Source organism: Leucobacter musarum subsp. musarum, from assembly GCF_001273845.1.
GTDB lineage: Bacteria > Actinomycetota > Actinomycetes > Actinomycetales > Microbacteriaceae > Leucobacter > Leucobacter musarum.
In genome coordinates, this window is record NZ_JHBW01000062.1 from 161364 (window position 1) to 185788 (window position 24425).

The following is a 24425-nucleotide window of genomic DNA, read 5'->3' on the forward strand; positions in this document are numbered from 1 at the left end:
CTGCGCGTCGCCGAGACAGGCGAGCATTAGCCGCGTGTCAGGAGCGCGTAGGTGCGGGTGATGCGCTCGCGCCACCACTCCTCGCGATCCGGAGCCGCACCGAACCGCTCGATGAGTGACGCGTCAAGCACTGGTCTCCCAACGGCGATCGTGCCATTGTGCGGCACGAGTGGTGTGCGCGTCACGTCGCCGTCGAGCAATGCGACGGTGCCGAGGCCGCAGGCTCCGGCGAGGAGGTCATCGGGCAGTGCGGCCGCGAGCTGCACCCCCATGGCGATCCCCGCCGAGGTGTCGAGTGCGCTCGACACGACCACCGGCAGGCCCGCCTCGTGCACGATCGACAGTGCGCGTCGCACGCCTCCGAGCGGCTGGGCTTTGATGATAAGTAGATCCGCAGCGCCGGCTCGGGCCACCGCGAGAGGATCTTCGGCTTTGCGCACGCTCTCATCGGCAGCGATGCGCAGGTCGATGCCGAGCTCGCTCAAACGCGCGCGCACGGCGACCAATTCGTTGACCTGTGCGCAGGGCTGCTCAGCGTAATCCAGATCGAACTGCGCCAACTGTGTGAGGGCGGTGACGGCCGATTCGACCGACCAGCCGGCGTTCGCGTCGACGCGCACGCGGCCGCTCGGTCCGAGCTCTGCACGCACGGCGCTTACTCGGGCGACATCGTCGGCGAGCGTCTGCCCGCGTTCGGACACCTTCACCTTTGCGGTCGTGCATCCCGGAAAGCGCGCGAGAATGCCGGGCACCTCGCCCGCAGTGACGGCCGGCACGGTCGCGTTGATCTCGACGCGCTCTCGCCGGGCGGCCGGCTGCTCGGCCCAACCGAAGTCGAGTGCCGCCGCCAGCCACGGTGCCGCCTCGGCGTCGTCATACTCGGTGAACGGCGAGAATTCGGTCGCGCCCTGCGGCGCCGCGAACACCACGGCCTCGCGCACACTGATGCCGCGAAACCGGGTGCGAGTCGGGATCGCCACGACGCGTGCCTCCGCGAGCACCTCGGCCAGTGGTGGCAGTACTGGGGTGGATGCGTTGGCGCTCATGGTTCGATCCTGCCACTTCGGGTCACGGCGCCGCTGATGCCGAGCTCCGATGTCGGCGGTGCCGCCTAGGGTAGAGACATGACGCAGCAGGTATCCGAACTCTTCGACGCGGCCGAATGGCAGCTCGCCCCCGGGGCCGAGCACTACACCGATATCACCTCGCACCTGAGCCTTGACGGTCGCATCGCACGGGTGGCGTTCGATCGCCCCGAGGTACGTAACGCCTTCCGCCCCCGCACAGTCGACGAACTCGCCGATGCGCTTGAGCGGGCCCGCATCAACCCGAAGGTCGGCGTCGTGCTACTCACCGGCAACGGGCCGAGCCCGAAAGATGGCGGGTGGGCGTTCTGCTCGGGTGGTGACCAGCGCATTCGCGGGCGCGACGGGTACAAATACTCCGAAGACGAGACCGCGGTCGGCCCTGAAGCTGCGGCGCGCGCCGGTCGTCTGCACATTCTCGAGGTGCAGCGACTGATTCGTTTCATGCCGAAGGTGGTCATCGCGCTGGTGCCAGGGTGGGCGGCCGGCGGCGGGCACTCGCTCAACGTGGTGTGCGACCTCACGATCGCGAGTCGCGAGCACGCCAAGTTCAAGCAGACTGACGCCGATGTGGGGTCGTTCGATGCGGGCTATGGCAGCGCCTACTTCGCGAAGCAGGTCGGGCAGAAGTTCGCTCGCGAAATCTTCTTTCTCGCCGAGGAGTACTCGGCCGACCGAGCGCGTGAGATCGGTGCCGTGAACGAGGTCGTGCCGCACACCGAACTCGAGCGCACCGGTATCGCTTGGGCGCGCACTATTCTCGGCAAGTCGCCGACTGCGATTCGCATGCTCAAGTACGCGATGAACGCGGTCGATGACGGCATCGTGGGGCAGCAGCTGTTTGCCGGCGAGACGACGCGCCTCGCGTACGGCACTGACGAAGCGGTCGAGGGGCGTGATTCGTTCCTCGAGAAGCGCGAACCAGACTGGAGCCCGTTTCCCTACTATTACTGATTGGCCGGCGCGAGCACGCGTCAGGTCAGGCGAGCTCGACGACCGCGGCCGGGAACGGTGGCGGCCCGGTCGTTTCGAGGCTCGGCACGTACAGGTCGAAGCGGCGCGCGGCGCTGGTGCTGGCGTGGGTTTCGGAATCGGTTCCGGGCTCGGTGTCTGTCCGGGCTCCGGGGCCGGTCTGAGCATCAGGGAGTGCGACGGCCGCGAGCAGGTGCGTCGGGCGGGTGGCCGGATCCGCCGCCTGAGTCGCGTCGAGTCGCGCCGCAGGGTATGCCGCGACGTGCGCGGACTCCGCGATCGGTGCAGCCTGCGCACACTTCGACGCCCAGAGGCGCACTGCGTCGCTCCGCGACATGAGGTTGACGGCGTGGCAAGGCACTGAGAGCGCCACCAAAATCACGTCGGCGCCGCCGCTGAACTGCAGCACGGTGCCGCTCGGCACCTCGTGTCGCACCCCGTCGACTACGAGCACAACATCGCCGCCGACCGACATGAAATTACGGTGCACTCCGGGCAGCGGCGAAAACGCAGCCGGCTCCCGCAACTCCGCGATACTCAAACGCCAGGCCGGTGCGTCGAGCTCGGGGCGCACCGCACGCGAGCTGTCCACGCCGACGAGCTCGGTGGTCGCGCCCAGCCCATTGGCCCACGGTGCAGCGGTGAGCCGTTCGAACGGCTGCTCGAGGAGCCACCTCTCGGGCGAGATCCGCGCATTGACATTCATGCACCCACGCTAGCGCGCGCGACGACCGGCCGGCCGGCCCATCGCCCTCACCGTACTCACGCAGCGGGGTCACTTTCGGAGGGTGCGCAGCGCACAACACCCTCCGAAAGTGACCCCGCTGCAGTGAGCCGCGCGCGGCGAGAGGGCGCGGCGGCGACTTCGTGCCTTCGTGCCCCACCGCCCCGCGCCTCCGCACGATCGGGGTAACTTCGGACCAGTGTTGGCGACCAATACCGCCTCGACACTGGTCCGAAGTTACCCCGATCGCAGAAAAGGGCGGCGGCAGCAGCGGCGGCACCCCGCCCCGCACCCCCAGCGAACGGGAGTACGCTGAGTGGGTGACTGCGCCCCACGGACTCCGTGCGATCCCGACTGAAGATCGCGCCTGGCTCATGGCCGGGCTCGCCGACGCACTCGCGGGCGGCGCCCCGATTGTTCCCGTGGCGCCGGGCACCGATCCCGACGCGATCGCGAGCCTGCAGCAGCAGGAGTTGCCCGAGGGCACGGCGGTGGTCGTGCGTACATCCGGGTCAAGCGGCACCCCGAAGGCGGTTGCGCTCTCCGCCGACGCGCTGCGCGCGAGCGCCGAGGCGACGGCCGAGCGATTCGGCGGGCACGGCCAGTGGCTGGTCACGCTGCCTCCGCACCTGATCTCGGGCCTGCAGATGCTGGTGCGCAGTGAGCTTGCGGGTACGCAGCCGGTGTTCTTCGACGGTCACTTCGACCCCGCCGCATTCTTGGAGCGCGCCGAAACCCTTGACGCCGAGCGCCGCTACGTCTCGCTGGTGCCGGTGCAGCTCGCACGGCTCTTCGACATGATCGAGACGGATCGCGCAGCCGCCGACGTGCTGCGCCGTTTCGATGCGGTGCTCGTCGGTGGGCAGGCCGTGAGCCTCGCCCTGCGCAGTCGCGCCCACGCGCTCGGCATCGGTCTGAAGCGCAGCTATGGCATGACCGAGACCGCGGGTGGGTGCGTGTACGACGGTGTCGAGATCGGCGATACGCGGGTGCGCATTCGCGGGGGAGAGGTGCAGCTCGCCGGCCCTTCGCTCGCGCTCGGTTACGTGGGTGACGCCGAGCTCACCGATCGCGCCTTTATCACCGAGGCGGGCCGCGATGGTGTTCCGGTGCGGTGGTATCGCACCGGCGACTCCGGTGAGCTGCTCGGTGGCATGCTGACGGTCACGGGGCGCATCGATCGCGTGATCATCTCGGGCGGGGTCAACGTGTCGCTCGATGAGGTCGAGCGCGTCGTGCGCGACCAGACGGGCTGGGAGAGCGCGGTTGCGCTCAGCGCCCCGCACCCCGAATGGGGCGAACGGGTGTCGCTGGTGGTCGAGATCGATCGCTCGGCAGACCCGACGCGCCGACCGAAGCATGCGGCTGTGGCGCCGCGCGACGCGCGCGTAAGTTTTGAGCGGGTGCAAGAGGCGCTGCGCGGTGCTCTCGGCCCGGCGTCGGTGCCCGAGTGGGCGACTGAAATGGAAGAGATTCCGCGGCTGTCGGGTGGCAAGCCCGATCACGCGGCGATCAAGCAATGGATGGGCCGCCTGCGGGCGAGCTTCTCCGAAGTACGACGGGGAGACGATCAGGCGTGAACGCGGCGAAGAATGGACGACGTTCGGGCAATCCGGCGACCCGCGAAGCGGCAAAGCGACAGGCCGCTGCGGGCGGACCGCCGCGCATCACCTGGCGCAACTGGGTGGGCGGCGCGCGCCTGCGCACCCTACCGCTGGCGGTCGCACCGGTTGCGGCAGGCACGGGCATCGCGTACATGGTGCGCGGATTCGATCTGACACTCGCGCTCCTCGCACTGGCGGTCGCGGTCTTCCTGCAGATCGGCGTGAATTACGCGAACGACTACTCCGACGGCATCCGCGGCACCGACGCCTACCGTGTCGGCCCGGCGCGTCTCACCGGTTCGGGGCTCGTGAACCCGAAGCGCGTGCTCGCCCTCGCCCTGATCTTCTTTGCGCTCGCCGCAGTGGCGGGCGTCGTCGCCGTGGTGCTCAGCGAGCGCTGGTGGTTCCTCGCGCTTGGCGCGATCGCCATCGTCGCGGCCTGGTTTTACACCGGTGGCAAACGCCCCTATGGGTATGCCGGGCTCGGCGAACTCGTCGTCTTCATTTTCTTCGGCCTCGTGGCCACGGTCGGCACGGTCTGGCTGCAAACAGAACTCGACGTGCAGGAGCCCTGGGTCGCCGGTGCAGGCGTCGGTTTCTTCGCGGTGGCGGTGCTCGTCGTGAACAACCTCCGCGACATCCCGACCGACAAGCTCGCCGGCAAGCGCACCCTCTCCGTACGCATCGGTGATCGCGCGTCACGCATTCTGTACGTTGTGTGCGTCGTGCTGCCGTTCGCCGTGCCGGCCCTGTACACGGTCGCCCAGCCGGGCATGATTCTGGTGTGGTTCGTGCTGCTGCTCGTCATTCCGGCGATCATCATCACGCTGACCGCGAAGACGCCGCGCGAACTCATCATCGTGCTGCAGCTCACGAGCTTCGCCGCGCTCGCATATGGTGTGCTGCTCGGCATCGCGTTCGCGTTCTAACCTCGGGTGACGCGGTGCTGGATCACCCGGCCGCCCAAGAACTGCTTGCCCCGAGGTGCGCAACCTGGCTAGGCTGATCGACGGAAACCCTGACCCCGGAGAGGAGCGACCCATGGCGATCATCGAACAGCCGTCGGCGACGTACTTTCCGGGCACCCCGAAGTCCGGGCATTAGGTCGACGCGGCTCGTGCGCTGAGCGAATCGCACACCGCCGCACCACCCCAGCTTCCGCATCCGTCTTCGCGCTGCCGCGCACCCGGGCTTTCGCGCCCCGTGCATCGGTGACGCCGACACCGTCAGGCATCATGAATCACACCGCTGCATCCCAGCATCCCGACCCCCAAGACTCCGGGGCCACTCCCGCGCAGGCTCATCCTGGCCGCGTCTCCACGCTCCGTGCACTCGCGCGACTGCTGCCTTTCGCCCGCCCGGCGCTGCCCAAGCTCATCGGCGGCATCTTCCTCGGCCTCGGCGCCGCGGTGGCGAGCCTCATCATTCCGCTCGTGCTGCAGTGGGCGGTCGACGGCCCGATCATCTCGGGAGATCGCGTGCAGATCATCTGGGCGACCCTTTTCGTGCTCGCACTCGGCGTCGCCGAAGCGCTGCTCGTGTTCTTGCGACGCCGACTGGTGCTCGCCCCCGCTGCGTCGGTGGAGTACGCCGTGCGCCAGGGTTTCTACGAGCGTCTGCAGCGTCTGCCCGTCGCGTTCCATGACCGTTGGCAGTCGGGCCAGCTGCTGAGTCGCATGATGCAAGACATCAGCTCGATCCGCCGCTGGCTCGCGTTCGGCTCGATTCTGCTGCTCGTCAACCTGCTGACGATCTTCATCGGCATGGGCCTGCTCTTCCGCTGGCACTGGGCGCTCGGTGTCGTCTTCATCCTCTGCTCGATTCCGATCTGGGTGGTCGGGTACCGGTTCGAACAGGTCTATGGTGTGCTTTCGCGGCGCAGTCAGGATCAGACCGGCGATCTCGCGACCTCCGTCGAAGAGAGTGTGCACGGCATTCGCGTGCTGAAGGCATTCGGTCGCGGCGGGCACGCGCTGTCGCAGTTCACGCGCCGTGCGGAGACGCTGCGCGACACCGAGATGCGCAAGGCGCGCGAGGTCGGCGGGTTGTGGTTCTGGTATGAGCTCGTGCCGATCCTCGCGATGGGCGCCTGCTTCATCACCGGTGTCTGGCTCGCGGCCCACGGCATGCTCACGACCGGCGAGCTCGTCGCGTTCTTCGCGATGGCTGCCGCGTTGCGCTGGCCGATGGGGTCACTGGGCTTCCTGTTCTCGTTCCTCATCGACACCCGCACCGCCACCGATCGCGTGTTCGAGGTGTTCGACGCCGAGCAGACGGTGACGGATCCGGAACATCCGAAGACCATCGAGCACGGTCGCGGCGAGCTCGTATTCCGCAATGTGCATTTTCGCTACCCCGATGCTGCGCCCGAGGAGCGCGACCTCGTCGACGGCTTCGATCTCGCCCTGCGTCCGGGCGAGACGCTGGCGCTCGTCGGGTCGACCGGCAGCGGCAAGACGAGCATCACGACCCTGCCGACGCGTCTGTACGACGTGACGGCAGGTGCGGTCGAGCTCGACGGCATCGACGTGCGCGAACTGCGACTCGAAGAACTGCGCCGACGCATTGGTGTCGCATTCGAGGAGCCGATCCTGTTCTCGGCGTCCGTGCGTGAGAACGTGCTGCTCGGCCGCCATGATCTCGAACCCGGCAGCGCCGAGTCCGAGCGCGTACTCCAAGATGCGCTCGCCGTGGCACAGGCGGGCTTCGTGAACGACCTGCCGCAGGGGCTCGACACCGAGGTCGGCGAAGAAGGGCTGAGCCTGTCAGGCGGCCAGCGCCAGCGGCTCGCGCTTGCGCGAGTGGTCGCCGCCGATCCCGATGTGCTCGTGCTCGACGACCCGCTCTCAGCGCTCGACGTCGATACCGAGGCCCTCGTCGAGGCCGCGCTGCGGCGGGTGCTCGCCGACACGACCGCGTTAATCGTGGCGCATCGCCCCTCGACGGTGGCGCTTGCCGACCGCGTCGCGGTGATGCGCGACGGGCGCATTGATGCCGTGGGCACGCACTCCGAGCTGCTGCGCACGAGTGAGCACTACCGGCACCTGATCGCCAGTATCGATACCGGCACCGAAACCCCGACCAGCCCCGACGACACCAGCACCGAGGAGGTGCGACCATGAGCCCCGAGAGCGTGCACGGCACGAGCGGTGAAGACCGCGACACCTACACGAAGGCGGAGAGCCGCGCGATTCGCCGGCGATCGTTGCGCCTGCTGGGGTCGATCCTGCGCCCCCTGCGTCGGCTGATTCTGCTGACGGCCGTTGTTGTCATCATCTCGTCGGCGATGCGCGCCATCGGTCCGTCGCTCATCGCCTACGGCATCGATACGGCACTGCCACGTGCTGTGCAGGCCGGCGACTGGGTGCCCGCGGTGGGCGTGGCACTCGCGTTCCTCGTCACGGGCGCGATCGGTTCGTTGCTGGTCGGCTGGTACGTCGTGCTGATTGCACGCCTGACGCAGGCGGTCATGATCGAGCTGCGCACCCGCATATTCCGTCACACGCAGCGCCTGAGTCTTGAATTCCATGAGGGGTATACGTCAGGCCGCATTATCTCGCGGCAGACGAGCGACCTCGAATCGATTCAGGAGCTCATGGACGGCAGCCTGAATGAGCTCGTCGACGCCGTGCTCATCGGCACCTTCACGCTCGTCATGCTCTTCCTGCTCGACTGGAAGAGCGGTCTGGTGCTGCTCTTCATGGGCATTCCGCTCGCGCTGCTGATGCGGTGGTTCGTCGTCGAATCGCAGAAGGGTTTCCGCTCGACGCGCGTCGTGAGCGCGCGGCTCATCGTGCAGTTCGTTGAAACGATGACGGGCATTCGCGCGGTGCAGGCGTTCCGTCGCGAGCGCAAGGGCGACGCCGACTTCGGCGAGGTCTCCGACCAGTACCGGCGTGCGAACCTGCGCGTGATTCGACTCTTCGGCACGCTCGACCCGGGGCTGATCCTGCTCGCCAACATCACCATTGCCGTCGTGCTGCTCTGGGGTGCGCTGCGCGTGACAAGTGGCGAGCTCGCCATCGGCGTACTCATCGCCGCGGTGCTGTACGTGCGCAACTTCTTCGGCCCGCTCGAAGACGTCGCGATGTTCCTGAACTCGTATCAGTCGGCCACGGCGGCGCTCGAAAAAGTGTCGGGCGTGCTCGAAGAAGAACCGACGGTGCAGGATCCCGCGACCCCAGTTCGCCTCGAGCGCGCACGGGGAGAGTTGCGCTTCGACCACGTCACCTTCGCCTACGGCACGGCCGGCGCCGCAGGGCGCACCGTGCTCGACGACTGCGACCTGGTGCTGCCCGCGGGCCAGACGGTCGCGCTTGTTGGCACGACAGGAGCGGGCAAGTCGACGCTCGCGAAGCTCGTGGCGCGCTTCTACGACCCGACGTCGGGGGCGGTGCGGCTCGATGGGGTCGACCTGCGCGACCTCGATGCGGCCGATCTGCGACGCGCGATCGTCATGGTGACGCAGGAGGCGTATCTCTTCAGCGGCACGGTTGCCGAGAACATTGCGCTCGGCAAACCCGATGCGACGGCGGATGAGATCCGCGCGGCGGCTCGCGCGGTCGGCGCTGAGGCCTTCATCGAGGCGCTGCCCGACGGCTTCGACACCGACGTGAACAAGCGCGGCGGTCGTGTGTCGGCCGGTCAGCGCCAGTTGATCTCGTTCGCACGGGCCTTCCTTGCCGACCCGACGGTACTGATTCTCGACGAGGCGACCGCCTCACTCGACCTGCCGAGCGAGCGACTGGTGCAAGATGCGCTGCAACGTCTGCTGGCCGACCGCACCGCGATCATCATCGCGCACCGTCTATCGACGGTCGCAATCGCTGACCGTGTGCTCGTGATGGAGCACGGTCGGGTCGTCGAGGATGGCTCCCCGGCAGAGCTCGTCGAGCTCGGGGGCCGCTACGCGAAGCTCTACGCCGAGTGGGAGTCGACGCAGGTGTAACCGGAGTCAGTCGCGCGGGGCCTGGTGTGGGGGAGTTTCCTGCTCTGCATCAGGCGCCACGCGATCGGCGGCATTATTGGTGAGGGCCGTTGCCGATCCATCGCCCTCGGCATCGACGGCCTCGTCTTCGACGATGTCGTCGGCCGTGCGGTCGCGATTGCGCCAGTCGTAGATGCTCTCGGACGCGGTTGCGCGCGAGCGTGAGAGGAAGATCACCGAGAGCGCGACGCCGATGAGTGCCGCGAAGATCGCCGCCAGCCACGGCTGGATGCCGATGAGATACAGGGCCGCGAACGGCACTGCGAAAAAGAGCAGTCGCAGCACGATGTAGACGAGCCAGGCAGAGCGGGTGTTCTTCACCCGCATGAGTGTAGTCGCGGCACCTGTGCCATCCCTTGGCGCAAGCCCCAGGGTTCGTCGCATCGAACCGAGTACGATTGGGGTATGGTGCGGTTCGTGATCATCGGAATCGTCATCGCTGTGGCCTTCACGCTGTACGCGCTGGTCGACGCGGCGATGACCGACGCGTCGCGCGCTCGAGGGGTCGGCAAACCCATCTGGATTGTGCTGATTGTGGTGCTCCCGGTGATCGGTGCGGCGCTGTGGTTCTTGATCGGTAAGGGCTCGCCCCAATCGCAAGCTCGCGCGGCGCAGTTGCGGCGTTCGGCGCCCGACGACGACCCCCGCTTCACCGGTACTCGGCTCTCGAGTAACGATCTCGACGCGCACATGCGCGATCTCGAAGATCGCCTGCGCGAGCTCGACAACGAGACGTTCCCTGGCGAGGGCGCGCGCTCCGCGGCAGAGGGTGTAGACGATGCGCCGGATCGCTCGGCCCCGCAGAGCGACTCGCCCACGGCTGATGCCCCCGACTTTGGCCCCGAACCGAGCACCTCGGTGCACCCCCGCGAAGCGACCGCTCCCGAGATGGACCCTGAGAATGGCCCGACAACGGGCTCCAAGGGTGGCGACTCAAGCTCGGCAGAACCCGGAAAGCGCCCCGACGGCGATTCCGTCTCGTGATCGCGCCCGAACACGCCCCACAGGCTGTGTCGCCGGGGCAGCCCGCCGCGGCCTCGGTATTCGCGGTCGAACTGCTGGCAGAATTCGTGCGTCGCGGCGTACGCGATGTCGTGGTGTGCCCGGGTTCGCGTTCGCAGGCGCTCGCCCTCGCGGCAGCGGCTGCCGAGGTGGCGGGTGCCGTGCGGCTGCACGTGTCGCTCGACGAGCGCTCGGCTGGCTTCTTAGCGCTCGGTGTTGCACGTGAAACCGGGCTCCCCGCCCCGGTGATCGTGACGAGCGGCACCGCGGCCGCCAACCTCGTGCCCGCCGCATTCGAGGCACATGAGGGCCGAGTGCCCTACGTGGTGCTCTCGGCAGATCGGCCCGATGAGTTGCGCGGTATACGGAGCAATCAGACCACGCGCCAGGCTGGCGTCTTCGCGGCCATTGCTCGATGGGCCGCCGATGTTCCGGCGCCCGAGTTCGTCGACGGCGACCTGCGGCGCGAACCGCAGCGCGATCCGTCGACCCTCGCGGCACGAGCCCTGCGCGAGGCGATGGGTGATGCGAGAGGTGTGCCGGCCGGTCCGGTCCAGCTGAACCTCGCCTTTCGGGATCCGCTCTCGGGTACCGCAGGCTTCAATCGCATGATCGCTGCGGGCTTCACCGCGGCTGCCGAAGAGCGCGACTCGGCGGCGGCTGATGACGCACCTGTCGCGCCGAACGATGCCGACGAAACGTACATGCACGCCGGCGACGCGCTGGCCGTGGTTATCGCCGGTGCCGGCGCCGGTGAAGCGGCGGAGCAGTTCGCTCGAGAGTCGGGGCTGCCACTGCTCGCAGAAGTCGTCAGCGGTGCTCGATTCGGGCGCGAGGCGATCACTGGCTACGCCACGCTGCTGGACGACCCCGAGATCGGGGGACTGGTCGAGCGGGCGATTGTCTTTGGACACCCGACGCTGACCCGCCAGGTTCCCGCGCTGCTGCGTCGCGACGATGTCGAGGTCATTGTTGTCGACCCGCACGACGGGCCACGAGTCGAACACGTCGACCCCAGTCGTGGTGCCCGTATCGTGCGCGCCGCCAGAGTGGCCGACGATCATGATCCGCGTGCCCTCCGCAGATGGCTCGGCGCGTGGGTCGTTGCCGATCGTGCGCTGCAGCGCGAGCGCACCACGGTGCACGAGCCCGATCTCGAAGCGGCTCAGGCGACCGGATACAAGGAACGCAATGCGTACGCGCGCTCCGAAGTCGCAACGATGCGCGAACCGATCTCTCGAGCGTTGCTCGTCGAGAGTGTGTGGCGCGGCACATGGCCGCACGATCGCCTGGTCGTTGCGGCGTCCAGACTCGTGCGGGTGCTCGACGGTCTCGCGCCGGCCAGGCGGGTCGCGGTGCACGCGAATCGCGGCCTTGCTGGCATCGACGGCACGATCGCGACGGCGCTCGGTGTCGCGACGGCGAGCCAAGACGTCGACGACCCCGCACGCGGAGCCGGTACCACGCGCGTGCTCATCGGCGACCTGGCGACCCTGCACGATGCCGGATCGCTGCTGCTGCTCGAGGGGGAGCGCCGCCCGCGCGTGCAGCTCTTCGTCGGTAACGACCATGGCGGCACCATCTTTGACGGTCTGGAGGTTGCGGGCACGGCTGATCCTGATGCCTTCGCCCGCGTGATGCGTACGCCGCACCGTGCCGATCTGGCCGCGCTCGCACAGGCCTATGGCTGGGAGTATCGTCGTGTCGCGACGCGCAGTGAACTCGAGCGACTGCTCACCGAGCCGGTCACGGGCCCGAGCATCGTCGAGATCCCGTTCGCCGAATAGCGCGCTCCATGCCGACTCCGCTCTACAGTGGAAGGCACGAGTTCGTGGGCGACCGGTCGCACGAGCGTCTGCGCAAGGCCGAGGAGACACGATGACGAAGACCTTCTGGACCGACGAGGTCACCGAGCTGCTGCGCGTGCGCGAGGGGTTTCAGCTGAGTGCGGTCGACCCCGCGTCGAAGCCGGGCACCGATGCCGACAAGTGCGCGGGTGAGAAGGAACTCGCTCGTGCAGCGCAAGAGCTGCGGGTGCTGCAAGAGAAGTTGTTTGCGCAGAGCCGACTCGGTGCGCAGGATCGCCTGCTCGTCGTACTCCAGGCCATGGATGCCGCGGGCAAGGGCGGCATCGTAAATCACGTCTTCGCGCAGACGGAGCCGTATGGTCTCGCGCTCACCGCGTTCAAGTCGCCCACGGAGGAGGAGCGCGCGCACGACTTTCTGTGGCGCGTCGAACCGCGCGTGCCCGGCCCGGGCGTGATCGGGGTATTCGATCGCTCGCACTACGAGGACGTGCTGATTCAGAAGGTGCGCGGATTCGCGCCTCCGGAAGAGATCGAGCGTCGCTACGGTGCGATCAATGATTTCGAGGCGCGCATTTCCGCTGAGGGCGTGCGCGTGGTCAAGATCATGTTGCACATCGCACCCGAGGAACAGGCAGCACGATTGATTTCTCGTCTCGACGACCCCGAGAAGTACTGGAAGTACAACCCGGGCGATGTCGATGAGCGCCTGCACTGGCCCTCCTACATGGAGGCGTTCCAGACGGCGATTGAACGCACCGACTCCGATGCTGCGCCCTGGTACGTGGTGCCGGCCAACGCGAAGTGGTACGCGCGCGTGGCAGTGCAGCGCATTGTCATCGCTGAGCTCGCGAAGCTCAGCCCGCACTGGCCCGAGCCCGACTTTGACGTCGCTGCCGAGCGTCAGCGCGTCGTCGACTCGCTCGACATCAGCTGGCCATTGCGCGGCTAAGAATGGTGTGCGTCGTTGGTATTAGCTAAGACCTCTCGGTTTCCTTGCCAAGAGGCGGGAGCCAGAATCCCGCTTCAAATGCTGCCACGGCACCCGCAGTATCGCGTGAGCGGATGGCGTTGGCGAACAATTGAACATTTGCCTTGTAGGGGTCTAAATCGAAGCGTTCGAACACTGACTCCGTTGAAATTGCGAATGCAAGTCCGTAAAAGTTTGCTTGATGTATTTTGAGGAGCACGGGGTTGTCACAATACTTTTCGAATAACACAAGCATTGCGCCTGTTGATTGTCGAACGCTGTCGGCGTCGCTGTTATTGAGGGCGACCTGATATCGGTCGATCTCGGCAACGAGAATCTGAATCTCCGTTTCACCCATGTTGGGCAGCGATTGCCGGATCAATCCGCCGTAAATCACGGCTATGGTACGGAACGTTGCGACAATATTCGCGTAATCGGGCGTTGCGACGCGGGTATAGCGGTTCGGTGAGGTCTCGACGAGCCCGTCGCGAACGAGCTCATTGATTGCTTCGCGGATGGGCGTGCGCGAGACGCCAAGCCATTCTTGCAGCGCCTGATCGCTGAGGTCTTCGCCCGGAGCAAGTGTGCCGTCCATGATCGCATCGCGGATGCGCTCCCGAACGGTGTCTCGCAGCAACTTGCGCTCGCTCTTAATCGGCTGTGCTCCCTGCGGTACCGGCATCTGTGCCCCCTCATTTTGAATAGTAGTATATTGCACTGATGGGTATGGTGCCGCATCAGAATTCTGAATACTTGTGTGGAGCTTCGCTGTGATTGCGTCACGAAAGGATCTGTCGATGCCCGTTCCGAAGAAGAACCCGATCGCCGAAGGCAAGCGAGTCTTGCTTCGCGATGTCGTCGAAGAGCAGATTCGCGACGCGATCATGGATGGCACGCTCGAACCCGGTGAATCGCTCAACGACAAAGCGTTGCAAGACTGGCTCGGCGTCTCGCGTACGCCCATTCGCGATGCGCTCAATGAGCTCACGCGCGCGGGCTTCATCGAGATGGAGCCGAACCGGTACACCCGGGTTGCGATGCCGAAGCCCGAAGAAACGCTGCAGGCAATGCAGACACTGGGGGTGCTGCTGGGCGGAGTCATGCGCCTGGCGGTCGACCGCCTGAGCGAGGTCGAGCGTGGCGAGGTGCTCACGATCCTGCGCCAGACACGCAAGCAATTGCGCGATGAGGCGTTTACCCAAGCCCGACGAACCGTGCTTGGCATGTGGAACCTGCTCGCGGCTCAGTGTGGCAACGAATTGCTCCACAAGGTGTACACCGACACAGCGGCAGGGCTCATGTTCAAGTTGCCGGGCGAGTACTTCATCTCGATGTTCGTGGGTGAAGAACTCGAGCGGTTGCTCGACGAACTCGATGCGGCAATCGCCAGCGGCGAGTCGGTTTCAGCCGAGCTCGCCACTGAGAAAATCTTCAAGCTGCCCTAGGGTGAATCGAGGTTAGTAAGCGCCCGAACTGCGCGTCACGGCCTTCACGGTGCGACCGAGAATCGCGAGATCGAGGCCGAATGACCAGTTCTCGACGTAATGCAGGTCGAAGCGTACGTTCTGCTCCCACGTGAGGTCGCTGCGGCCGGTCACCTGTGACAGGCCGGTAATGCCAGGGCTCACGAGCAGACGTCGTTCGGTGTGCTGCTCGTAGTCGGCGACCTCGTTGGGCAGACCGGGCCGAGGCCCAACCAAGCTCATCGTGCCGAGCAGCACATTCATGAGTTGCGGCAATTCATCGATCGACGACCTGCGCAAGAATGCGCCGAGGGGAGTGATGCGCGGGTCGTGCTTCATTTTGAAGAGCGGTCCCGATCCCTCATTGTGCTCAACGAGCGAGGCCTTCAGTGCTTCGGCGTTTGTCACCATCGTGCGGAACTTGAAGATCGAGAACGAGACGCCATTGCGTCCGACGCGTTCCTGGCGGAAAAATACGGGCCCGCCGTCTTGACGCTTGACGAGATAGGCGACCACTGCGAACACCGGGCTCAACGCGATCAGTGCGAGGGTGGCGGCAGCGATGTCGAACGCGCGCTTCGCCGCGCGTCGCACACCCGAGTACCTCGGCATCTCGACGTGCATCAGGGGCATGCTGCCTGCGGGGCGGTGTTGCACGCGCATTTGATCGATGCCCGCAAGCGGAGAGGGCACGATGAGTTCGATTGCGTGCTTCTCGAGCTCCCACGCGAGCGTACGGGCGCAGATCGAATCGCGCTCAAGGCCACCGGCGACTATGACGGCCGAGGCGTTGAGCAGCTGTGCAGTCTGTGCCGCAGTCGCGGGGGTAGCGACAGCGCCGACGACTCGCAAGCCTGACTTCGGCGTGGCGTTGATCTGCGAGACGACCCCAGCGGCTTCATCAGGTGAGCCAACCACGACGACGTTGGAGAGGTACTCGCCCTGCGAACGTTGTCGTGCCAGCCAGGTGCGCCAGACTTTACGGCTGATGCACAGTGCCGCGACCCCGGCGGGGAGTGCGAACGCAACGTACCCTCGAGCGATCTCGATTTGAAGTGCGTAGGCGAGGATCGCGATGACGCCGAAGACTGAAACACTCGCAAGCACGACGCGTCGGTACTCGTCATCGCCGACGCCCAGCACGCGCGCATCGCGGGTGCGGAAGAGCGAGAGGGCCAGCGACCACACCAGGGCCAGGCCGACCGAGACGGTCAGATAGTCGATGCCGACCTGGCCGATGAAAAGATTCGAGTCGATGGTCAACCCTGAGAAGCGGTACAGCTGAGCACCGAGCGTCGCCGCTGCGATGATCACCGTGTCGGTCGCCAGAATCGATGCGCGTACGCGCGAGATGCCGGAGCCGATCTGCAGGCGGGGCCGTTCGAGGCTGGCCTGCAGTGCGCTGGAATCCAGGACTGCCATGATGTGAATCTTTCTGCTTCAGTGGTGTGTGGGTCGGGCGAGCGCCGATGCGATGCCGGCGCTCTTTTACTCGGGAGCGATGACCTCGTTCTCGGCGCCGTTGTCGGTGACGACCGGCTCGCCCTGGCTCTCGACGACGTTGCCGCTCGACTCCTCGACGAAAGTGATGTTGTTGGCTGAAACAGTGACGACCTTGTTGATCGAGCCGCCTACGCTGAGCTGGTCGACGCTGCCGGTGATCGAGATCAGCGAGTTCACACCGGTCACCTCGACTGAGGCGCAATCGCCCTCCAGAGTGAGAATGGCGTTGCTCTCTGGGATGCTCACCACGCCGTCCACGCATTCGTAGGTCTTCTCCTCGGGAACGAAGACCTCGTCTTCAGTCGCGTTGGCAGACTGTTCGTCATTCGACTTCTTATCGGAGGACTGCTCGGCATTGGCGGTCGGCTTGCCGTCCTTTGCGGCATCGTCAGGCTTGGTACTCGTGCAGCCGGCGAGGGCGATCAGCGCGATCGACGCGGCGGCGAGCGAGGTGGTGAGGCGGGTCTTCTTCTGCATGGTGTTCTCCAATGTGTGGTTCGGTGTTACAAGGACATCCAAGAGCGGATCTCGCTCTGGAAGCGTGAGGTGCTGAACTCGCGAGCGCGAGCGCGACAGGCTTCGGGGTTCATTGCTGCCACCGTCGTAACGGCTTCAGCGAGCGCGGCGGGCGAGAAATCGGCAAGCGCGATACCCGTCTGGCCCTCGAGCAGTGACTCAGAGGCGCCGCCTACAGCGTTGACGATGACGGGCGTACCGAGTGCCATCGCTTCAACCGGCATGATGCCGAAGTCTTCAACAGCGGGGAAGAAATAGACGGTGGCCTGCTGCATGAGGGCAGCGAGCAGCGCATCTGACGGGTTGATGACAAAGCGCACGTCGGCCCCAAGCTGCGCAGCGTGCGTGCGCAGGCGATCTTCATCGGGCCCCGCGCCGGCGATGATGACGGGCATGCCGGTGGTAGCGCCCGCAGTGATCACGGTGTCGAGCTGCTTGTAAGGGACGAAGCGTGAGGCGCCGAGTAGGTAGGGCGCTGTCGCCGAAGCCATGAACTCTGCCTCGAATTCATCGAGCTCATCGCGCCAATCATCGACCTGCTGCAGTCGAGCTACATCGACCGGGGGATGAATGACCGTGGCTTCGACACTCCACGTGCGCGCAATGCGATCGCGTACAAAGTCGCTGTTCGCTGCGACATTGCGGTGTTCACGTGCTGCACGAGCGTCGAGCGCGCGGAACAACGGCGAGGCGGCGCGCACGGCGGGTGACGCACCACGGGCGTCGAGCTCCGGCTCCCAGAGATACCGAGCCGGAGTATGCGTGTACACGAACTTACGGTTCGGGTCGAGGCCCGGAACCTGCGCCTGGTGGGCGAAGAGGTGCGAGCTCACAAGTAGCCACTCATAGTCGGCGCCCCCCATTGAACTCCAAACCTGGGGCATGAGCGGCATGGCCAGCGCCTTCCGGCCACGTAGGGGTGTGCGAGCGAGAAAGCTCTCGCGCACCTTCCGCGAGTAGCGCTCGGGCGCATCGTTCCAGAGGCAGAACATGTCGGCGTCGGCGTAGGTATCGGCGAAAGCGTCGAGCACTTTCTCGGCACCGCCGACTCGCTCGATCCACTCGTGCGCAATCAGTCCGGCCATCTGAGTCCACGTCCTTTCCAGTTGTTGCCCGTAATGTTGAAATATTAACATCTTTGCATTTTGAGGTGCTGGAATGTAGACTATGGCATGAATTGAAATACTGCAACACAACATTTCAATATTTTTTAAGAAAGGACAGAACGCATGCCGTGGCACACAACGCAGGATGTGGTCGATCATTCGCCGGGAACCATCAGTACCCAGTTGCAGCACCGTCGGCTGCTGCGCCAAGACGTTTACGACGTGCTGGTGACCGAGTTCATCAACGGCGACTTTGCTCCGGGCGAGCGCATTCGTGACGATGAAGTCGCACAGCGCCTCAACGTGTCGCGCACTCCCGTACGCGAGGCGCTGGCGAAGCTGGCAACCGCCGGCCTCGTCGATACGGCCCCAAATCGGTACACGCGCACTACCGACCTGTATGAGGGAGACCTCGATGTATCGCTCGAACTGCTTGCAGGGGCGTATCGCATTGGTCTTGTGCAGGTGCTCCGCGAGCTCACCGACGACGACCGTCACATGCTGCAGATGCTTGAGCGTCGGATACACGTGGCCGAGCCGAGCGATGCTTACGCCGCGCTCCAGGCCTTCGGGCGATTCTGCGCCGAGCGGATGTCGGCGCCTACGCTGCGTCGAGTGATCGATATCGTGCAGCCCCGGCTGCAACGTGTGCTCCGACTGAACCCGCAGATCTTGCGCGCGGTCGATGCCATCACTGCGGTGCGGCGTCTCGTGGGCGCGATGATCTCCGGTGACGAGGCGGGCATCGTTACCGTGTGCGATGCGACCCACGCGGCGATGCAGCGCGCGCTCGTCGAGGCCACGGCGTAACCGAAAGCACATCGAGGGGGAGGAACACAGATGGAGAATCGCAGGAGCGTTGTCGGTCGTCGAGACCGAAAGCGCATCGACATTCAGATACTGCGCGCGGTAGCGGTGACGATCGTGGTGGTCTACCACCTCTGGCCGACGGCTCTGCCGGGCGGTTTCATCGGGGTCGACGCCTTCTTCGCGCTCTCCGGCTTCCTCATCACCTCCCACCTGTGGCGGGATTTCTCGTCGACGCCCACGCTGGCCGCGCTCGGCAGATTCTACGTGCGACGTGTTCGCCGACTGTTTCCGGCAGCGGCGACCGTGCTGCTCGCGGTGCTCATCGCCACGGTCGCATGGCTGCCGACGAGTGAATGGGCGTCGACCGGTATGCACGCAATCGCGAGCGTGGGCATCGTCGAGAACTGGTGGCTCTATCGCGACGCCGGTTCGTACTTCGGCGCGATCGACCCGTCGCCGCTGCAGCATTTCTGGTCGCTCTCGGTCGAGGAGCAGTTCTACGCGGTGTGGCCGCTCGCGATTCTGGCCCTGCTCTGGGGCGCCCGAATGCTGTCCATCGAACAGCGTCGACACGTCATCGCGGGTGCCATCGTGACCGCTTCACTGCTGAGCTTCATCGCCTCAGTCGGCTTGTCTGGCACGAGCGGCGCGTACTTCCATACCGTCGGTCGAGTGTGGGAGTTCGGCGTCGGTGCCGTGCTGGGCCTCTACGCGCACCTGTGGATGCGCCCATTCGCGGCGCGCACCCGCACGCTCCTCGCAGCGGCAGGAACCCTCGGCCTGGTGGTCGGCGCCCTCTTCATGACCTCCGGCCCCGATTACCCCGGGGTTCGCGCGCTGATTCCCGTGATCGCCACGGCACTCGTGCTGATCGGAGTACCGCGCGAGGGGCTCACCTCGGTGCGCGTGCTGCAGCCGATGCAACGGATCGCCCTCTGGGTGGGCGACGCTTCGTACTCGATCTACCTCTGGCACTGGCCGTTAATCATTCTGCTGCCCCTTGCGCTGCGGGTCTCGGGACAGCCGGCCTGGGTGCCGATGCTTGTGCTGGCACTGACGCTGCTGCTCTCCGCGCTCTCGATGCGATACATCGAACGCATCGGGCGTCCCGCTCAAGTTGCGCCGCGCCGCAGGCTTCATGCACAGAATGGCGCCCTGATGCGCTTCTCGGCGATTGCCGTGGTGATCGGTGCGCTCGCCACGGGCAGCGTGGTCATCGCCGATCGCGCCGAAGCCCGTTCCGTCGCCGAAGCCCGAGCCAGCGTCGTCGAGTGCGGAGCCGACGCGGGTGCTGATTGCGACCCTCAACTGGGCGACCTCGACCGAGGTCTCGTCGCCGGTGCCTCAGCAGACATTCCCGGGCCCTGGCAGCACCACTGCATTGGCACTGATGCTGCGCCACATGCGGTCTGCAATTACGGCGACCCTGATGGAGACCAGATGATCTTGCTGTGGGGGGACTCGCATGCGGGTTCGTGGGCCGGTGCGTTCGACGAGATGGGTCAGCGAACCGGAGCGCGCGTCATCGTGGCGGCGCGAGATGCCTGCCCGACGACAGCACTCGCTCCGGTGTCGACGGTGAATCGCGACATCTCGGTGGCCGAGCAGCTCGCGTGTCAGCAGCGTAACGACTGGGTGTTGCAGAACCTGGTGCCGCAGGCCGATGAAATCGTGTTCGCAAACTTCAGCACCGCGTACGCCGACAGTGACTCCGTGTACACGAAGGGCTACGCCGAGTTGATCGCGCAGCTCGCCGACATGGGCAAGCGCGTCACCATGGTCGAAGACGTGCCGCTCACGGGTGATCGCCACGGCAACAGGGTCGACCGGGCCCGCTGTCTCGCCCTGTACGGAGAGGCATCGTGCCGCAATCCAGTCGACCAAGCGCTCGACACCCACAGCCTTCGTGACTTCCTCGCATCGAGGGTGGGAGATCGCACGCACTTCCTCTCGATCTCCGATCGATTCTGCGACGCGACCGAGTGCTTTGCCGCGATCGGCGGGCTGCCGGTGTATCACGACGAGTCGCACCTCACTGAGAGCTTTGCACGCAGCCTCGGTGTGTGGTTCGCTTCCGAGCTGCATCGGGCCCCGCTCCTCCAATCGTCGTCGGGTGCCTGACCTCGCTGGGCTCTGAGCGCCCGTCCCTCGGGCACTGCGTTGCAGCGCAGTACCCGAGGGTGCAGTGCAGCGAGCGAAGGGCGCACCGCAATGCCCGACAGCGCAGCGCAGCGAGCGAAGGCGAGTACGATTCCTGAACGCAGTCAGCCCCGGTGTGCCAGAACGGCAGACCGGGGCTGACTCGTAGTCCGTGCAGCGGGGGAACGCGCTGCTTACGACGGAGGCAGTAGGTGGTGCGCAGCGTGCACGATCTGATCGACGGCGCCTTCGACGGTGCGCGCCATCGTGGCGAACGCTTCGGGCCCGAGGCCGTACGGGTCTGCGAGATCGGCGTCGTCACTCGACACGAGCTCCGGATGACGGCTGCGGCGCGAAATGCAATCGCGCACAAGCGCTGCCCAGGCATCGTGTGACGACGACTCGATCGGTGGGGCCGACGGAAGCGGGGCAACGGTGTCGTCGGAGGCGCGCGCCTCGAGCAGACCGGCGAACTCGCGCAGCGTGAGGGTGCGCTTCAGGGCGAGCGGGGCGAGTTCGAGCACCTGCGCGCGATGCGTGCGGGTCATGGTGAGCACGAGGGTGGCCCGTTCGATGAGGGCGGTAGTGACCTGACGCGCGGCGAACGAGACGTCGAATTCGATGTCTCGTTGGCGGAGCTGCGTCGCGGAGTCTGCCGACATCGCGGCACCCGTCATCGCGCGGGTGCCGGCGCTCTCGATGTGTACCCGGGAATCGTCGAGAGCAGCGCGTAGGCGTGCCTCAACATAGGGCGAGCGGCAAAGGTTCGCGGTGCAGACGATCAGAACGCGTGCGTCATCGCTCATGGGCGCATCCCCGACCCATAGGCAGAGCTCGAGTCGTCGGCGAGTGTCGAGGGCGCATTGGCGTCGTTCGGCTCCGCAGCGCGGCGGCCACGCCGCGGGCCCGGCTCCGGCTCGACTGCCGAAGCCGAAGTCTTTCGCGCGATGCGTGATGGGCGGCGGGCGGCAGACTTTGCTTCAGGCTCCGTGCGGCTCTCGTAGCCGTAGTACCCCTTGCGCTTCCCGAGATCGACGCGATTCAGCACGAGACCGAAGAGTCGAGCGTGCACGAACTTCAGGTTTTCAAGCGCCTGGGTGAACTGATCGCGCTGCAGGCGCCCGTCTGCGCTGGCGACGAGCAGTACGCCGCTGACCATGGTCGCCAGGCTGCTCGGGTCGCTGACTCCGACGAGCGGGGGGCTGTCGATGATGACGACGTCGAACTGGTCGGTCATATCGGCGACGAGCTGCTCCATGCGCGCCGACGCGAGCATCTCACTGGGATTCGGGGGCAGCGCGCCGGCGGTCAGCACCGACAGCGGCTGGCCGAACGATACTTCTTGAATGGCGTCTTCGAGCGCGATTCTGCCGGTAAGCACCGTGGTCAGGCCCACCGAGCGTTCCAAGCCCAGCAACGAATCGATGCGGGGGCGACGCAGGTCGGCGTCGACGAGCAGCACGCGCACGCCGTTCTCGGCGAGCACGATGGCGAGGTTTGCCGCGGTCGTGCTCTTTCCTTCGCCCGGTACCGAGGAGGTCATCAGGACAGATCGTACGCCGCCGTCGACGCCCACGAACTGCAGGTGCGTGCGGAGCTGGCGGTAGGCTTCCGCTCGACCGCTGTAGGTCTCGAGGTCGCGCAGCAACAGCTCCGAGCCGGTGCCCGTCTCCGGAGCGAACGTACCGAGAATGCTGGCGTCGCTCACCTCCTCGATCGCAGCGCGGCCGCGCAGCCGCGTATCGAACCGTTCGATGAGCAGGGCCGCGGAAACCCCGGCGATGAGACCGAGCACGATGCCGAGCAGCAGGTTGCGCGTCGTGCTGGGCGCGAACGGGTAGGTCGGCACGCCGGCGTCTTGCACCTTGGTCAGTGTGACGGGCGCGACGGCTCCGTCGTCTGCGCCCGAATTCTCCACGGAATTCACGAGTTCGACGAGGTGGTCGGCGGCGGCGTTCGCGATCCGTGCCGCGCTCTGCGCGTTGCCGCTGGTGGCCCGCACGTTGATCAGTACGGTGTTCACCGGGTTCTCGGCGGTCACACTTCCACGCAATTGGTCGACCGTGAGGTCGAGTTGTTCGCCCACGTCGCCGAGCACGCGGTTGCTCGTGGCGAGTGAGACGTACGATGACACGCGACCCTGGGCGAAGGCGTTTCCCTGATTGAGGTCGCCGACGGAATCATTGCCCTGCGTAGTGACGAAGAGTTGAGCCGACGCCGCGTACTGGGGTTTCGACAACAGCGTGAACCCCTGCGCGAGCACGCCGCCGAGCAGCACCAGCCCCACGATCAAGATCCAACGGCGTCGTATCGCTCGAGCGAGGTCCTTGAGGTCCACGGTGGTTTCCAATCTCCGGAACAGCGCCCGGCAAGTTATTTGCAATCTTAGGAGTGCGCACGGCCCCGGTGGCGTGGGTCATGCACGCGATGATCAACATCCACATGCCCGGCGTGGTGAGGTCGGGCAGGCTGACGGCCTTTGCGGCGAGAAACGCGATGAGCGCCCAGGCGTAGGGTGCTCCGCCCGGCGCGCGGAGTGCTCGCGCGATGAGCCGACCAATAAGGAGGGCGAATGCGGCGAAGCCGATCACGCCCACGCATGAGAGCAGCATGGTCGCGAATGATGATGGCCGATTCGAACCCAGCCCGACCCCGAGGCCCAACGTCTGCAGGGCAAGTTCGAGCGAGAATTCGTCACTCGACGAACGCGCATTCAGCGATGTGCTTCCCACCTTGCCCACGAAGATCTCAGAGCCCCAGGCGAAGATGCTTGCGCCGACGAGCAGCATGGCGATCGTGCCGGTGCTGACCAGGTAGAAGATGAGCACCATGCCGCGGCCGGTGCGCACGAGGCGCCAGATGATCGCGCCGGTGCCGATAAGGACGATGAGGATCAGCCCGGCCAGTGCGGTACCTGCTCGCACCTGCGACAGATTGATGAGCGCGAGCGAGACGAGAACGATGCTCGACACGCGCAGCCAGCCCGTGGAGCGCGCGATCATGACGGCGAACAGGGCTGCGGCGGCGACGGAGAACCCCCCGAATTCGGAGGCTTCGTTGAAGATGCCGCCGCGGTAGCGGAACGAGTAGAAGACGTTCGCCGAGGTGTCGAAGAGCGCAGCGGGCCAGGGGAGCCCGAAAGTGATGGATGCCAGGTTGATGGAGCCGAGCACCGTTCCGACTGCGAAGGGAACGAGCGCGATGTGCGGGCTCACGCGACGCGTGGCGACATACAGCACTGCGCCGACGGTTAGCCCCAGATATACCGCCTGGGCGATCGATGAGACGCTGAAGCTCAGGGGATCCTGCGACTCCACGGCTTGATCGATGCCGGTGCGCGCGCCGAGAACGGGCTGCCCGGCGAACATGATGGGGCCGACCGCGGTGATGAAGAAGGCCCAGCCGACGAAAAGGGTCATCGGGCTCAGGAGCGCCCGGGGAATCGGCCTGCGTTCGGTCGACCGGTCGAATACGAGGATTGCGGTCGCTGCGGCGGCAACCAGGTGGAACGGATAGAGCGAGTTGCCCGCGATGACCAGTGCTGCCGAGTACGGGAAGGCGGCGGAGAGGGCCAGGATCCACGGAAGAGCGCGGCGTTTGAACAGGCCGAAAGCTGTCAGCGCAATGAATACGGCACCGAGGACGGTCACGGTGGGCTCCCTTCAAATTCATCGTGCGGATGTGCAAGATCTACGATATATTAGAATTACAAAATACGGAAGTGGTGAAATCTTGGACG

General features: G+C 65.9%; 21 protein-coding genes. 11 read left to right on the forward strand and 10 right to left on the reverse strand.

The window, feature by feature from the left end; genetic code table 11:
• Nucleotides 1-26: 26 nt before the first annotated feature.
• Nucleotides 27-1046: an o-succinylbenzoate synthase gene (locus tag CH42_RS00960; protein WP_053351330.1), complete on the reverse strand. Its 1020-nt coding sequence runs from the start codon at nt 1044-1046 to the stop codon at nt 27-29.
• Nucleotides 1047-1124: 78 nt separating this feature from the next.
• On the opposite strand from CH42_RS00960, the gene CH42_RS00965 reads away from it, so the two are divergent.
• Complete coding sequence (locus tag CH42_RS00965) at nt 1125-2039, forward strand: 1,4-dihydroxy-2-naphthoyl-CoA synthase (RefSeq protein ID WP_053351331.1); 915 nt, start codon at nt 1125-1127, stop codon at nt 2037-2039.
• A gap of 25 nt (nt 2040-2064) precedes the next feature.
• On the opposite strand, the gene CH42_RS00970 is transcribed toward CH42_RS00965, so the two are convergent.
• Nucleotides 2065-2763 carry a HutD family protein gene (locus CH42_RS00970; RefSeq protein WP_053351332.1) on the reverse strand — a complete coding sequence of 233 codons (699 nt, stop codon included), beginning with the start codon at nt 2761-2763 and terminating at the stop codon, nt 2065-2067.
• A gap of 338 nt (nt 2764-3101) precedes the next feature.
• Between CH42_RS00970 and CH42_RS00975 the strand changes: the two genes are divergently transcribed.
• The 4 genes from CH42_RS00975 to CH42_RS00990 all read left to right on the forward strand — a co-directional run bounded on the left by CH42_RS00975 (nt 3102) and on the right by CH42_RS00990 (nt 9333).
• Nucleotides 3102-4361: an AMP-binding protein gene (locus CH42_RS00975; protein ID WP_239683893.1), complete on the forward strand. Its 1260-nt coding sequence runs from the start codon at nt 3102-3104 to the stop codon at nt 4359-4361.
• A complete protein-coding gene (locus tag CH42_RS00980; RefSeq protein WP_053351334.1) occupies nt 4358-5314 on the forward strand; it encodes a 1,4-dihydroxy-2-naphthoate polyprenyltransferase in 957 nt (318 codons plus the stop codon). The genes CH42_RS00975 and CH42_RS00980 overlap by 4 nt, the downstream gene beginning before the upstream one ends.
• A 306-nt stretch (nt 5315-5620) precedes the next feature.
• Nucleotides 5621-7507, forward strand: a complete 1887-nt coding sequence (locus CH42_RS00985) for an ABC transporter ATP-binding protein (RefSeq protein ID WP_082309208.1) — start codon at nt 5621-5623, stop codon at nt 7505-7507.
• Nucleotides 7504-9333, forward strand: a complete 1830-nt coding sequence (locus CH42_RS00990; RefSeq protein ID WP_053351335.1) for an ABC transporter ATP-binding protein — start codon at nt 7504-7506, stop codon at nt 9331-9333. Before CH42_RS00985 ends, CH42_RS00990 begins: the two co-directional genes overlap by 4 nt.
• A 6-nt stretch (nt 9334-9339) precedes the next feature.
• Here the strand turns inward: CH42_RS00990 and CH42_RS00995 are convergent, their stop codons facing one another.
• Complete coding sequence (locus CH42_RS00995) at nt 9340-9693, reverse strand: DUF4229 domain-containing protein (protein ID WP_239683894.1); 354 nt, start codon at nt 9691-9693, stop codon at nt 9340-9342.
• A gap of 84 nt (nt 9694-9777) precedes the next feature.
• On the opposite strand from CH42_RS00995, the gene CH42_RS16165 reads away from it, so the two are divergent.
• From CH42_RS16165 to CH42_RS01010, 3 genes are all read left to right on the forward strand, one after another.
• Nucleotides 9778-10356: a PLD nuclease N-terminal domain-containing protein gene (locus tag CH42_RS16165; protein WP_082309209.1), complete on the forward strand. Its 579-nt coding sequence runs from the start codon at nt 9778-9780 to the stop codon at nt 10354-10356.
• A complete protein-coding gene (menD, locus tag CH42_RS01005; protein WP_239683895.1) occupies nt 10353-12161 on the forward strand; it encodes a 2-succinyl-5-enolpyruvyl-6-hydroxy-3-cyclohexene-1-carboxylic-acid synthase in 1809 nt (602 codons plus the stop codon). Before CH42_RS16165 ends, menD begins: the two co-directional genes overlap by 4 nt.
• Before the next feature lie 91 nt (nt 12162-12252).
• Complete coding sequence (locus CH42_RS01010; RefSeq protein WP_053351336.1) at nt 12253-13131, forward strand: PPK2 family polyphosphate kinase; 879 nt, start codon at nt 12253-12255, stop codon at nt 13129-13131.
• 25 nt (nt 13132-13156) lie between these two features.
• Here CH42_RS01010 and CH42_RS01015 read toward each other — a convergent pair whose 3' ends face one another.
• A complete protein-coding gene (locus CH42_RS01015; protein WP_053351337.1) occupies nt 13157-13831 on the reverse strand; it encodes a GntR family transcriptional regulator in 675 nt (224 codons plus the stop codon).
• A 115-nt stretch (nt 13832-13946) separates the two neighbouring features.
• Here CH42_RS01015 and CH42_RS01020 point away from each other — a divergent pair, with 115 nt between their 5' ends.
• Nucleotides 13947-14594, forward strand: a complete 648-nt coding sequence (locus CH42_RS01020) for a GntR family transcriptional regulator (RefSeq protein ID WP_075205180.1) — start codon at nt 13947-13949, stop codon at nt 14592-14594.
• Between the two features lie 12 nt (nt 14595-14606).
• On the opposite strand, the gene CH42_RS01025 is transcribed toward CH42_RS01020, so the two are convergent.
• From CH42_RS01025 to CH42_RS01035, 3 genes are all read right to left on the reverse strand, one after another.
• Nucleotides 14607-16034 carry a sugar transferase gene (locus CH42_RS01025; RefSeq protein WP_053351339.1) on the reverse strand — a complete coding sequence of 476 codons (1428 nt, stop codon included), beginning with the start codon at nt 16032-16034 and terminating at the stop codon, nt 14607-14609.
• Nucleotides 16035-16100: 66 nt separating this feature from the next.
• Nucleotides 16101-16592: a hypothetical protein gene (locus CH42_RS01030; protein ID WP_156322421.1), complete on the reverse strand. Its 492-nt coding sequence runs from the start codon at nt 16590-16592 to the stop codon at nt 16101-16103.
• Nucleotides 16593-16618: 26 nt separating this feature from the next.
• Nucleotides 16619-17716 (reverse strand): glycosyltransferase, encoded by a 1098-nt coding sequence (locus CH42_RS01035; protein WP_053351341.1) that lies wholly within the window; start codon nt 17714-17716, stop codon nt 16619-16621.
• A gap of 144 nt (nt 17717-17860) precedes the next feature.
• Between CH42_RS01035 and CH42_RS01040 the strand changes: the two genes are divergently transcribed.
• A complete protein-coding gene (locus CH42_RS01040) occupies nt 17861-18547 on the forward strand; it encodes a GntR family transcriptional regulator (protein WP_053351342.1) in 687 nt (228 codons plus the stop codon).
• A 30-nt stretch (nt 18548-18577) separates the two neighbouring features.
• Nucleotides 18578-20668, forward strand: a complete 2091-nt coding sequence (locus tag CH42_RS01045) for an acyltransferase family protein (RefSeq protein WP_053351343.1) — start codon at nt 18578-18580, stop codon at nt 20666-20668.
• A 212-nt stretch (nt 20669-20880) separates the two neighbouring features.
• Here CH42_RS01045 and CH42_RS01050 read toward each other — a convergent pair whose 3' ends face one another.
• The 3 genes from CH42_RS01050 to CH42_RS16850 are packed head-to-tail and all read right to left on the reverse strand — an operon-like array spanning nt 20881 to nt 24336.
• Nucleotides 20881-21492, reverse strand: a complete 612-nt coding sequence (locus tag CH42_RS01050) for an arsenate reductase/protein-tyrosine-phosphatase family protein (RefSeq protein WP_053351344.1) — start codon at nt 21490-21492, stop codon at nt 20881-20883.
• A complete protein-coding gene (locus CH42_RS01055; RefSeq protein ID WP_053351345.1) occupies nt 21489-22973 on the reverse strand; it encodes a polysaccharide biosynthesis tyrosine autokinase in 1485 nt (494 codons plus the stop codon). The genes CH42_RS01050 and CH42_RS01055 overlap by 4 nt, the downstream gene beginning before the upstream one ends.
• Nucleotides 22867-24336, reverse strand: a complete 1470-nt coding sequence (locus CH42_RS16850) for a hypothetical protein (protein WP_053351346.1) — start codon at nt 24334-24336, stop codon at nt 22867-22869. Before CH42_RS16850 ends, CH42_RS01055 begins: the two co-directional genes overlap by 107 nt.
• Between the last annotated feature and the right edge of the window lie 89 nt (nt 24337-24425).

Bases quoted from the DNA above. Each gene is read 5' to 3' on its own strand.
- CH42_RS00960 (WP_053351330.1), bottom strand. From the start codon at position 1,046: ATGAGCGCCAACGCATCCACCCCAGTACTGCCACCACTGGCCGAGGTG.
- CH42_RS00965 (WP_053351331.1), top strand. From the start codon at position 1,125: ATGACGCAGCAGGTATCCGAACTCTTCGACGCGGCCGAATGGCAGCTC.
- CH42_RS00970 (WP_053351332.1), bottom strand. From the start codon at position 2,763: ATGAATGTCAATGCGCGGATCTCGCCCGAGAGGTGGCTCCTCGAGCAG.
- CH42_RS00985 (WP_082309208.1), top strand. From the start codon at position 5,621: ATGAATCACACCGCTGCATCCCAGCATCCCGACCCCCAAGACTCCGGG.
- CH42_RS00990 (WP_053351335.1), top strand. From the start codon at position 7,504: ATGAGCCCCGAGAGCGTGCACGGCACGAGCGGTGAAGACCGCGACACC.
- CH42_RS16165 (WP_082309209.1), top strand. From the start codon at position 9,778: ATGGTGCGGTTCGTGATCATCGGAATCGTCATCGCTGTGGCCTTCACG.
- CH42_RS01010 (WP_053351336.1), top strand. From the start codon at position 12,253: ATGACGAAGACCTTCTGGACCGACGAGGTCACCGAGCTGCTGCGCGTG.
- CH42_RS01015 (WP_053351337.1), bottom strand. From the start codon at position 13,831: ATGCCGGTACCGCAGGGAGCACAGCCGATTAAGAGCGAGCGCAAGTTG.
- CH42_RS01020 (WP_075205180.1), top strand. From the start codon at position 13,947: ATGCCCGTTCCGAAGAAGAACCCGATCGCCGAAGGCAAGCGAGTCTTG.
- CH42_RS01025 (WP_053351339.1), bottom strand. From the start codon at position 16,034: ATGGCAGTCCTGGATTCCAGCGCACTGCAGGCCAGCCTCGAACGGCCC.
- CH42_RS01030 (WP_156322421.1), bottom strand. From the start codon at position 16,592: ATGCAGAAGAAGACCCGCCTCACCACCTCGCTCGCCGCCGCGTCGATC.
- CH42_RS01035 (WP_053351341.1), bottom strand. From the start codon at position 17,716: ATGGCCGGACTGATTGCGCACGAGTGGATCGAGCGAGTCGGCGGTGCC.
- CH42_RS01040 (WP_053351342.1), top strand. From the start codon at position 17,861: ATGCCGTGGCACACAACGCAGGATGTGGTCGATCATTCGCCGGGAACC.
- CH42_RS01045 (WP_053351343.1), top strand. From the start codon at position 18,578: ATGGAGAATCGCAGGAGCGTTGTCGGTCGTCGAGACCGAAAGCGCATC.
- CH42_RS01050 (WP_053351344.1), bottom strand. From the start codon at position 21,492: ATGAGCGATGACGCACGCGTTCTGATCGTCTGCACCGCGAACCTTTGC.